The following is an 11862-nucleotide window of genomic DNA, read 5'->3' as shown; positions in this document are numbered from 1 at the left end:
TCACCGCGGCGAGGTCGATCCCATCGAAAGCCCCGTGGCGCGGCGGCTGAGGGTGGTCGGGCCGACTACGACGACGCGATCGCGGTCATCGGTCTCGGGGCTCCGGCTGCCGGCGACGACGGCAACCTCGAAGGTTCCGGACCAGTACTGGCAGTTCCTCACCGAGGGCCGCTCCGCGGTGCGTGAGGTGCCCGCCGACCGCTGGGAGTCGTTCCGCATCGATTCGCCCGAGGCGCCGCCGCGCTCGCCGGCAACCACCCGGTGGGGGTCGTTCCTGCGTGGACGTCGACCGCGTTCGACGCCGAGTTCTTCGAGATCTCGCCGAGCGAGGGCCGACAAGATGGACTCCGCAGCAGCGGCTGCTGCTGGAGGTCACCCCACGAGGCGCTCGAGCACGCCGGCATCCCGGCCCACAGCCTGCGGCACACCCAGACCGGTGTGTTCGCGGCCGCATGCCTGGGGAGTACGGCTACCTGTCGACCACGGACCTCGGCGACGTCGACTCGTGGTCGGGCACCGGCGGCGCCCTGTCGATCATCGCCAACCGGGTGTCCTACTACTTCGATCTTCGCGGCCCGTCGATGACCATCGACACGGCGTGCTCGTCGTCGCTGGTGACGATCCACCTGGCGTGCCAGAGCCTGCGTGCCGGCGACTCGGACGTCGCGTTGGCTGCCGGGGTCAACATGGTGCTGTCGCCCGCGGTCACCCGCAGCTTCGACCAGCTCGAGGCGATGTCGAAGACCGGGCAGTGCCACGCGTTCGACGCCGCCGCCGACGGGATTCGTGCGCGGCGAGGGCTGCGGCGTGACGGTCCTCAAGCGCCTGTCCGACGCCCAGCGTGACGGCAGACCGCATTCTCGCCGTGATCCGTGGATCGGCGGTCAACCAGGACGGCCGGGTCCAACGGCCTGATGGCGCCGAATCCGGCCGCGCAGATGGCCGTGCTGCGGTCGGCCTACGCCGCGGCGGGCGTCGAGCCCCGCGAAGTCGACTACGTGGAGGGCGCACGGCACCGGCACGCTGCTGGGTGATCCGATCGAGGCCCGCGCGCTGGGCACGGTTCTCGGCCGCGGCCGCCCCGCCGACGCCCCGCTGCTGCTGGGTGCGGTGAAGTCGAACCTGGGGCATCTCGAGCCGCGGCCGGCATCGCCGGATTCGCCAAGGCCGTGCTCGCACTGCAAACACGACACGATCCCCGCCAACCGCGGCTACCAGAACCCGAACCCGCACATCCCGTTCGACAATCTGCGCCTGCGGGTGGTCGCGGAGCACACGGAGTGGGCGCCGGCCGGTCGGCCGCGCCGGGCCGGGATCTCGTCGTTCGGGTTCGGCGGCACCAACGCCCACGTCGTCATCGAAGAGGCGCCGAAAGCGGCCGCACCGGCCCCGGCCGACGAGCCTGCGGTCACCACGCTCGTTGTGACGGGCCGCACACCCGAGCGCGTCGCCGCGCAGGCCGGGATGCTGGCGCAGTGGTTGGCCGGTGCGGGCGCACAGGCGTCGCTGGCCGACGTCGCGGATGCGCTGAACCATCACCGCTCGCACCACAACAAGTTCGCCACCGTCGTCGCGCGCGATCGCGCGCAGGCGCTCGCCGGTCTGCAGGCGCTGGCCGCAGGCCAGACGGCGCCCGGCGTCGTCGGCCCGCACATCGGGGCGTGCACACCGGGCACGGTGTTCGTGTATTCGGGGCAGGGTTCGCAGTGGGCGGGGATGGGTCGGCAGCTGTTGGCCGATGAGCCGGCGTTCGCTGCGGCGTTGGCCGAGATCGAGCCGGTGTTCGTGGAGAAGGTGGGCTTCTCGCTGCAGCAGGTGATCGCCGAGGGTCGTCCGGTCAGCGGTGATGCCGAGGTGCAGCCGGTGCTGATGGGTCTGCAGTTGGCGTTGACCGAGTTGTGGCGGTCCTACGGGGTGCATCCGGATGCGGTGATCGGGCACTCGATGGGTGAGGTGACCGCGGCCGTGGTCGCGGGGGCGTTGAGCCTGGCTGATGGTCTGACGGTGATCGCGGCCCGCTCGTCGATCATGTCGCGGCTCGCCGGCCAGGGCGCCGTCGCGCTCGTCGAACTCGACCCCGACGCCGCCGAAGCGCTGGTCGCCGATTACCCGAGCGTCGAGATCGCCGGGTTGGTGTCGCCGCGCCAGACCGTGGTGGCGGGGCTGTCTGACGAGGTCGACGCGGTGATCGCCGCCGTCGCCGCGCAGGACCGGTTCGCCCGCCGCGTCAACATGGAGGTCGCCTCCCACACCGCGCTGATGGACCCGGTGCTGCCGGATCTGCGCGACGCCTTCGCCGCCATCACACCGCGCACGCCGTCCATCCCGTTCCTCTCGACCGTCGTCGATGAGCAGGATCCCGTGCTCGACGCCGACTACTGGGTGGCCAACGTGCGCCGGCCGGTGCAGTTCAGCCGGGCCGTGACCGCCGCCGCGCAGGAGATCGGCACGTTCGTCGAGATCAGCCCCAACCCGATCCTGACCTACGCCGTCGCCGACACGCTCACCACCGGACACCATCACGCGCTGGGCACGCTGACCCGCGACGGCGACGACACGGTGTCGTTCCACGCCACGCTCAACGCCACCCACACCACGCATGCGCCCGAGACCGAGCACCCGTCGCATCAGGGCGGCCCGCGCATCGGACTCCCGACCACGCCGTGGCACCGCACCCGGCACTGGGCGATCCGCACACCCAGGTCGTCGGGGGCGACCGCGCCGCGCCCGGGCACCGTGCTGGGTGGCCACACCGTGGTCGCCGGTCCGCAGCCCGGGAACCTGTGGCAGGCCCGGCTGACGCCGCAGGCACGACCGTATCCGCGTTTGCATCGGTTCGCCGGCACCGAGATCGTGCCGCTGTCGGTGCTGTTGCAGACGCTTGCGCTGGCAGCCGAGCGGGTCGGTGCTGCCGCGCTCGCCGATGTGCGCTTCGAGTTCCCGATCGCCCTCGACGCGCCGCGAGTCGTGCAGGTCTACGCCGACGCCGACGTCGTGACCATCTCGTCGGCCACCGGTGACGACACCGGCACCGACACCGGGGATCGCCGATGGATGCGGCACGTCAGCGCGCGGATCAGCCGCGAGGCCGTCGGCTCCGCCACGCCGGGCGGATCGGACGTGGCGGGCTACGACCCCAGCGCGCTCACCGAACTGCATCAAGCCTGGGGGATCGAGGGCCTGGCCTATCCCTGGACCGTGAACGGGCACACGCAGTCGCGCGGTGACGCGCGCACCGAGGTGACGTTCGCGGACGCTCCCGGGGCGCCGCTGGCGGCCGCCTTGGACGCCGCCGTCAACCTGGGCCGTCTCGTCGACGCGTCCACCCCCGGACTGATGGTGCCTGCCGCGATCGAGCAGTTCATCGTCGGAGAGCCGGGCACGGGACGCGGCACCGTCGTGACCCGTCACCGAGGCCGAGTTGATGACGCCCTCGTCGTGGACCTGTCCGTCGAATCCGCTGACGGCACCGTGGTCGCCGACCTGCGCGGCGTGCGCTACGCCGCCGTCGACGTCGACGATGCAGCGCCGGCCGCTGCCGAACCGCGCCGCATCGCCCATCGACTGGACTGGCAGCCCTGGACCAGCGATGCCCCGGGTACCGACACCGGATCTGTCGCCGTCGTCGGCTCCGGAACCCTCGCCGACGCGCTGCGTGCAGCTGTCGGCCCGACGGCCGAGGTGGCCGAGGCCCGCACCGTCGTCTACGTCGCCGACTCCGACGGTCCGTCGGCCCAGGAGACCGCGGTCCGGCTCACCACGGAGGTGGGGGAGCTGGTCGTCACGCTCGCCGATCGCGAGCCGCGACACCCCGCGACGCTGTGGGTCATCACGCAGGGGGTCTTCGAATCCGCCACCGAGGCCGCGCTGCGACAGAGCCCGCTGTGGGGCGTGGCCGGCGTCGTCGGCGCCGAGCAGCCGCAGCTCTGGGGTGGCCTGATCGACGTCCCCGAGACCGGCGCCGACGCCTCGGTCGACGCGCTGGTTCCGGCGCTGGCCGGCCCGGTCAAGTCGGTGGCTCTGTGGCGCGACGGCGCACTGCTGACCCCGACGCTGGCCGAGCTCACCGATGCGCCGGTGCGCGACACGCTGCATTGTCGGCCCGACGCCGCCTATCTGATCACCGGCGGCATGGGCGTGTTGGGTCTGTTGATGGCCGACTGGCTCGCCGACCGGGGCGCGCGCCGCGTCGTGCTGGCGGGTCGTACCGCGCTGCCGCCGCGCCGCGAGTGGGCCATTCAGACCGGCGCTGTCACCGACCCCGACGTGCAGCACAAGATCGCCGCGATCCGCGCGCTCGAGCTGCGTGGGGTCAGTGTTGACACGGTCGCGGTCGACATCGCCGACCGCGACGCGGTGGCCGCACTGCTGGACCGCCGTGACGCCGACGGCGCGCCGCCGATCCGCGGTGTCATCCACGCTGCGGGCATGACCGAGGCCCAGCTGCTCACCGAGCTGGAACCCGAGCGTGTGCACCGCACGGTGTGGCCGAAGATCGCCGGCGCCCAGGTGCTCGCGGACCTCTTCGGCCCGCAGACACTGGACTTCTTGTACCTGGCGGCGTCCGCGGGCGCGGTGTTCGGTATCCCGGGCCAGGGCGCCTACGCCGCGGGCAACGCCTACCTCGACGCGCTGGCCCGGGCCCGGCATGCCCAGGGCGACAACATCGTCAGCCTGGACTGGGTCGCGTGGCGTGGCCTCGGTTTCGGTGGTGAAGCCCAGGTCGTGGTGTCCGAGCTGGAGCGGGTGGGCTCGCGGCCCGTGGCACCGGGTGAGGCGTTCGCGGCGTGGGACCACGTCACCCGGTTCGACATCGATCAGGTCGTGATGGCCCCGATGAGTTCGGCGCAGGACGCCGCCGCGGTCACCGCAGACCGCCCGGCCGCGCCGACGCGGAACTGGGCGGCGCTCGACGGTGACGAGTTGCTCGCCGAGCTTCGTGACGGTTTGCGCGGCATCCTCGCCACCGAGCTGCGGCTGCCGGAGAGCGATGTGCTGACGGATCGGCCGTTCGCGGAGATGGGCCTGAACTCGGTCATGGCGATGTCGATCCGCCGGGAGATCGAGCGCCTGGTCGGGCTGGAGTTGTCGGCGACGATGCTGTTCAACCACCCGACAATCGACAGCTTCGCCGGCTACCTGGCCCAGCAGCTGAACCCGGAGGCCGCCGGCGACGAGGCCACGGCCGACGACGATGACGACGAGGACAGCCTGCTGGACTCGCTGTTCGACAGCGTCGAGTCGAACTGATCGCACGAGCGTGCCGATGCGACGGAACCACCCGAATTTCCCGGATCGACCCGACTCGCGAGACCATGTCGGGAGATGTTTGCGAAAGGACCACTGATGCCAGCACTGACGGCGCCCACCGTGACGACCATTCCCGCGCTCCTCGCCGACCGTGCGCAGCAGCAGCCCGACGATGACGCGTACACGTTCTTCGACTTCGAGGCCGATCCCGCGGGCATCTCGGAGACGCTGACCTGGTCCGAGGTACATCACCGGGTCCGGGTGGTGGCCGCGAAGCTGGCCACACTCGGCTCACCCGGGGACCGCGCGGTGATCCTGGCTCCGCAGGGCCTGGAGTACATCATCGGTTTCCTCGGTGCCATCGAAGCCGGCTTCATCGCGGTCCCGCTGACCATGCCGCAGCTGCGCCAGCACGACGAGCGTGTCACCGGCGCGATGAAGGACTCCCAGCCCGTCGCCGTGCTGACCACCTCGGCCGTCGTCGACGACATCCGCCACTACGGCCAGCTCGACCGCCAGCGCGCGCCGAAGTTTCTCGAGGTCGACACGCTGGACTTCGACTCGCCGCTGCGTCCGGCCGCGCCGGTGGCTCTGCCGAAGACCGCTTACCTGCAGTACACGTCGGGGTCGACGCGGCTGCCCGCCGGTGTGGTGGTGAGCCACCGCAACGTGCTGGTCAACGTCGCCGAGCTGCTCACCGACTACTACGAGGCCTACCCGGACGGACGCGCGCCCGAGGACACCACGGTCGTGTCGTGGCTGCCCTTCTACCACGACATGGGTCTGATCGTCGGGGTGTTCATCCCGATCATGCTGGGCACGCCCGCCGCGCTGATGAGCCCGATCTCGTTCATGCAGAAGCCGGCGCGGTGGATGCAGCTGCTGGGCTCCCATTCCAGCGCGTTCACCGCGGCCCCGAACTTCGCGTTCGAGCTCGCCGTCAAGCGCACCAGCGACGACGACATGGCCGGCAAGGATCTGAGCACCGTCGCGGTGATGATCAACGGCGCGGAGCGGGTGCACGGCTCTACGGTGCGGCGCTTCAACGAGCGCTTCGCCGCGTTCGGGCTGCCCGATGCCGCGATGCGCCCGTCGTACGGTCTGGCCGAGGCGACGGTGTACGTGGTGGCCTCGGCGGGTGGCCGCCCGCCGACGTCGGTGCGCTTCGACTACGAGAAGCTGGCTGCGGGACAGGCCGAGCGCAGCGAGGTCGCCGATGACGGCACCGAGCAGATCGGGCTGGGCGTTCCGCGGACCACCACGGTGCGGGTGGTAGATCCGGAGACGCTGACCGAGAACCCGGCCGGCACGATCGGTGAGGTCTGGTTGCACGGTGAGCACGTTGCCGGCGGCTACTACCAGAACCCCGAGCTGACCCAGAAGCTGTTCTCCGGGCAGCTCGCCGACCCGAGCGGCGACACCCCGAAGGGTCCGTGGCTGCGCACCGGCGATCTGGGCGTGGTGTTCGACGACGAGCTCTACATCGTCGGCCGCATCAAGGACCTGCTGATCGTCGACGGCCGTAACCACTACCCGGACGACATCGAGGGGACCGTCGCGGAGTTCACCGGCGGCCGGGTCGCGGCCATCTCGGTACCCGACGGCGCCAGCGAGAAGCTGGTGGTGATCGCCGAGCTGAAGAAGCAGGTCGACCCGGCGGAGCTGGACGCGGTCACGCAGAAGGTCACCTCGGCGATCTCGATGACCCACAGCGTGCGGCTCGCGGACTTCGCACTGGTGCCGCCCGGCTCGCTGCCGCTGACCACCAGCGGCAAGGTGCGTCGCGCGATGAGCGCAGACCTGTACCGCGACAACAAGTTCAACCGGTTGGACGCCACTAGATGACCTCTGCTTTCGACGAGGCTGCTGTTCGTCGCTGGTTGACCGACTACCTGGTTGAGAACAACGGTTGCAGTCCTGAGCACATCGCGCGCGGCGCCTCGATGCACGACCTCGGGGTCGGCTCGCGCGACGCCGTGGTGCTGACCGGCGTGCTGTCGGAGTACCTGGGTAGGCCGGTGTCGCCGGTGGACTTCTGGCAGTACCCGACGGTCGACGCGCTGGCGAAGTTCCTGACCGGCGGCGAGGTCGAGCCGGTCGAAGGTCCGGTCGGGGTGCGCGCCGGGGCATCGACCGACGAGCCGATCGCCGTCGTCGGGCTGGGGCTGCGGCTCCCGGGCGGCGCTGGGGCTGAGGGCAACATCGAGGGTCCGGACGCGTTCTGGGACTTCCTGACCGAGGGCCGGTCCTCGGTGGTCGAGGTGCCGGCCGAGCGGTGGGCGGCGTTCGACGACGGCACGGCCGACGGTGCGGCCGCGCTGGCGAACACCACCCGATGGGGCTCCTACCTGCGCGACGTCGACGCCTTCGATGCCGAATTCTTCGAGGTGATCCCGCGCGAGGCCATGCGGATGGATCCGCAGCAGCGGCTGCTGCTGGAGGTCACCCACGAGGCGCTGGAGAACGCAGGCATTCCGGCCGACACCCTCGCCGAGACCCGCACCGGGGTGTTCGCGGGGGCGAGCGCTGCGGACTACGCGCAGCTGGGCGCCGCGGACCTGAGCGCGATCGACGCCTGGTACAGCACGGGCGGATCGATCAGCATCATCGCCAACCGCATCTCCTACTTCTTCGATTTCCGCGGCCCGTCGGTCACGGTCGACACGGCGTGTTCGTCGTCGCTGGTGGCGATTCACCTGGCGTGCCAGAGCCTGCGGACCGGCGATTCGGACGTCGCGTTGGCGGCCGGAGTGAACCTGCTGCTGTCACCCGCGGGTACGCGCAGCCTGGACCAGGCCGAGGCGATGTCGAAGACCGGGCAGTGCCACGCATTCGACGCCGCCGCGGACGGGTTCGTCCGTGGCGAGGGCTGCGGGGGTCGCGGTGCTCAAGCGCCTGTCCGACGCGCAGCGCGATGGTGACCGGGTGCTGGCGGTGATCCGCGGGTCGGCGGTCAACCAGGACGGTCGGTCCAACGGGTTGATGGCGCCGAACCCATCGGCGCAGATGGCCGTGCTGCGCGCGGCCTACGCGACCGCCGGAGTGGACCCGCGCGAGGTCGACTACGTGGAGGCGCACGGCACCGGCACCCTGCTGGGTGATCCGATCGAGGCCCGGGCGCTGGGCACGGTGCTGGGCAAGGGGCGGCCAGCGGACCGGCCGCTGTTGGTCGGCGCGGTGAAGTCCAATCTGGGGCACCTGGAGGCCGCGGCCGGCATCGCCGGATTCGCCAAGGCCGTTCTGGCGTTGCAGCACAACATGATTCCCGCCAACCGCGGATACGAGACCCCGAACCCGCACATCCCGTTCGACAAGCTGCGGCTGGCCGTGGTCGCCGAGCACACCGACTGGGCGCCGGCCGGTCGGCCGCGCCGGGCCGGGATCTCGTCGTTCGGGTTCGGTGGCACCAACGCCCACGTCGTCATCGAGCAGCCGCCGGTGGCGGTGCCTGCCGACGTACCGGACGACGCCGTGGTCACCACTCTGGTGGTCTCGGGCCGCACGCCGCAGCGGGTCGCCGCGCAGGCGGGGATGCTGGCGCAGTGGTTGGCCGGCGCTGGCGCGGAGGCGTCGCTGACCGACGTCGCGCACGCGCTGAACCATCACCGCTCGCAGCACCCCACGTTCGCGACAGTCGTCGCGCGCACCCGCACCGATGCGCTCGCCGGTCTGCAGGCGCTGGCCGCAGGCCAGTCCGCCGCCGGTGTGGTCCCGGCGGGCGCCACCGTTCCGAAGCCGGGCACGGTCTTCGTGTATTCGGGGCAGGGGTCGCAGTGGGCGGGCATGGGTCGGCAGTTGCTGGCCGATGAGCCGGCGTTCGCGGCGGCGTTGGCCGAGATCGAGCCGGTGTTCGTGGAGAAGGTGGGCTTCTCGCTGCAGCAGGTGATCGCCGAGGGTCGTCCGGTCAGCGGTGATGCCGAGGTGCAGCCGGTGCTGATGGGTCTGCAGTTGGCGTTGACCGAGTTGTGGCGCTCCTACGGGGTGCATCCGGATGCGGTGATCGGGCATTCGATGGGTGAGGTGACCGCGGCGGTGGTCGCGGGGGCGTTGAGCCTGGCTGATGGTCTGACGGTGATTGCGGCCCGCTCCTCGATCATGTCGCGGCTCGCCGGTCAGGGCGCCGTCGCGCTGCTCGCGGTCGACGAGCACACCGCCGCCGAGCACATCGCGACGTACCCCAGCGTCGAGATCGCCGGCTACCCGTCCCCGCGCCAGACCGTCGTCGCGGGTCTACCCGACGAGGTCGACGCGGTGATCGCCGCGGTCAGCGCACAGAACGCGTTCGCCCGCCGCGTCAACATGGTCGTCGCGTCCCACACCGCGCTGATGGACCCGGTGCTGGCCGACATCGGTGCCGCACTCTCGGACATCACGCCCGCCGCACCCACGCTGCAGTTCCTGTCGACGGTCGTGGATCCCGCACAGGCGCCCACTCTCGACGCCGACTACTGGGTCGCCAACGTGCGCCAGCCGGTGCGGTTCAGCCGGGCCGTCGTCGCCGCGGCCGCCGACCACGGCACCTTCGTCGAGATCAGCCCGCACGCCACGATGGGTCAACCGATGGCCGCGACCCTGGCCGAGGAGGCCGGCATCCTGTCGCTGGGCACCCTCGCCCGAGACGCGGACGACACCGTCACGTTCCACGCGAACCTCAACGCCACCCACACCACGCGGCCGCCGCAGACGCCGCATCACGGCGAGCCGCACGTCGTGTTGCCCGCCACCCCGTGGCAGCACACCCGGCACTGGGTGGATGTGCGGCCGCTGCGTCGCGCCGCCGAGGCCCGGCCTGGCACGCTGCCCGCCGACGCCACCGTGCCCGCGGAGTGGTTCTACGCACTGACGTGGCCGGTGAAACCACTTGTCACGCAATCTGATTCGAGCCGAAACGGTCGATGGCTGGTGGTGGGCGACGCCCGCGTCGGCGACCAGATGGCCCGTCTGCTGGGCGCTCCGGTGAGCACCCGCGCCGCCGGTGACGACGGTCTGGCCGCCGCGGTGGCCGCCGCGACCCATGTGCTCTACGCCCCGAGCGACTCCGATGACCTCGGCTACGACCTGTTCGAGACGGGCCGCGCGATCGCCGCGGCCGCTGCGGGCAGTCCGACCCCGCCCGCGGTCTACCTGCTGACCCGCAATGCCCAGCCGGTCGACGAGGGGGACCGCGCCAACCCGGCGCAGGCCGTGCTGTGGGGGCTCGGCCGCACGCTGGCCCTCGAGCACCCCGAGATCTGGGGCGGCCTGATCGACGTCGACGCGTCGGTGCCCGCTCCGGTGACCGCCCGCTGGGTGCTCGCCGAGGCGCACGCCGGCGACGGCGAGGACCAGGTGGTCTACCGAGCAGGTGCGCGCCGGGTGGCACGGCTGGTGCGCCAGCTGCCGACCGCACCGGAAGCCACCAGGCTGGATCCCGACAAGGCGCACCTGGTGATCGGCGCGACCGGCAACATCGGACCCCGCCTGATCGAAGAGCTCGCTGCGATGGGCGCGAAAACCGTTGTCGCCGTGTCGCGTAACCCGGGGGGTCGGCTCGACGAGCTGATTGCACGGCTGGCGGCGACGGGGACGACGGTCGTCACCGCGGCCGCCGATGCCGCCGACGAGACGGCCCTGCGCGCGGTGTTCGACCGGTTCGGTGCCGACCTGCCCCCGCTGGGTGGGGTCTATCTCGCCGCGATGAGCGGTGGGCCGGTGACGCTGGCGGACATGACCCGCGACGACGTCGTCGCGATGTTCCGCTCGAAGATGGACGCGGTCGCGCTGCTGCACGCACTGTCGCTGGATCAGCCCGTCGACCAGTTCGTGCTGTTCTCGTCGATCTCGGGTGTGCTGGGCTCCCGCTGGCTGGCCCACTACGCCGCGACGACGACCTTCCTGGACACGTTCGCGTTCGCCCGCCGCGCCGCGGGGCTGCCGGCCTGCGCGATCAACTGGGGGCTGTGGAAGTCACTGGCCGACGTGCAGACCGGCTTCGAGAAGCAGGCCACCGCGGAGTCCGGTCTCGAGCCGATGCCCGACGACATCGCGATCTCGGCTCTGCGGCTGGTCACCGGGCCCGGCGCACCCGCGCGGGCGACGGTGGTCGCTGCTGACTGGCCGCGCCTGGCCGCCGCGTACCACACCCGGGCGCAGCTGCACATCCTCGACGATCTGCTGGCCGACGATCCCACGGCGACGGCCTCGACCGGTGACACGGCGTTTCGAACCGCGTTGCGCGACGCGCCCGCTGAACACCGCAGGGATTTGCTGGCCGATCACGTCGTGGCCCAGGTGGCCGCGGCGATGGGCCTGGCCTCGGCCCACACGCTGGACCCCACGGTCGGGTTCTTCCAATTCGGCATGGATTCGCTGATGAGCGTAACGTTGCAGCGCTCGCTGAGCGAAAGCCTGGGGGAGGTCCTGCCCGCGTCGGTCGTCTTCGACTATCCGACCATCGAGGCGCTCACCGATTATCTGGCGTCGGTGTTGCCTGAGATAATCGGGACCGCCGGTAACGACGACGAGGTCGCCGGCAGCCCCGGTGCTGACGTCATCGGGGACCCTGAGGACGACGCCTACGACGACCTGGCCGAAGACGAACTGCTGGCCAGGCTCTCGGAACGATTGAATTGA

General features: G+C 71.3%; 5 protein-coding genes and 3 pseudogenes. All 8 read left to right on the top strand.

The window, feature by feature from the left end; genetic code table 11:
* Positions 1–186 (top strand): hypothetical protein (locus PGN37_RS19875; protein ID WP_335332723.1); only part of this gene is annotated, 186 nt, incomplete at its 5' end.
* Positions 179–845: pseudogene (locus tag PGN37_RS19870) on the top strand (polyketide synthase). The gene PGN37_RS19875 and the pseudogene PGN37_RS19870, both read left to right, overlap by 8 nt.
* Positions 787–915 carry a hypothetical protein gene (locus tag PGN37_RS27355; RefSeq protein WP_442932967.1) on the top strand — a complete coding sequence of 43 codons (129 nt, stop codon included), beginning with the start codon at positions 787–789 and terminating at the stop codon, positions 913–915. The pseudogene PGN37_RS19870 and the gene PGN37_RS27355 overlap by 59 nt, the downstream one beginning before the upstream one ends.
* Entirely contained in the window at positions 915–1034 is a 120-nt protein-coding gene (locus tag PGN37_RS19865; RefSeq protein ID WP_335332721.1) for a hypothetical protein, read from the top strand. Before PGN37_RS27355 ends, PGN37_RS19865 begins: the two co-directional genes overlap by 1 nt.
* Positions 1024–1089, top strand: a pseudogene (locus PGN37_RS19860) (hypothetical protein); the annotation flags it as partial. The gene PGN37_RS19865 and the pseudogene PGN37_RS19860, both read left to right, overlap by 11 nt.
* A 21-nt stretch (positions 1090–1110) precedes the next feature.
* The gene (locus tag PGN37_RS19855) at positions 1111–5250 is read left to right on the top strand and encodes a type I polyketide synthase (protein ID WP_335332720.1); all 4140 of its coding nucleotides are present in this window, start codon (positions 1111–1113) and stop codon (positions 5248–5250) included.
* A gap of 96 nt (positions 5251–5346) precedes the next feature.
* Positions 5347–7095 carry an AMP-binding protein gene (locus PGN37_RS19850; RefSeq protein WP_335332719.1) on the top strand — a complete coding sequence of 583 codons (1749 nt, stop codon included), beginning with the start codon at positions 5347–5349 and terminating at the stop codon, positions 7093–7095.
* Positions 7092–11862, top strand: a pseudogene (locus PGN37_RS19845) (SDR family NAD(P)-dependent oxidoreductase). The gene PGN37_RS19850 and the pseudogene PGN37_RS19845 overlap by 4 nt, the downstream one beginning before the upstream one ends.

The organism is Mycobacterium kyogaense, assembly GCF_036946525.1.
Classification (GTDB): Bacteria; Actinomycetota; Actinomycetes; order Mycobacteriales; family Mycobacteriaceae; genus Mycobacterium; species Mycobacterium kyogaense_A.
Note: the sequence above shows the minus strand (reverse complement) of the source record. Positions and strands in the feature narration are given on the sequence as shown.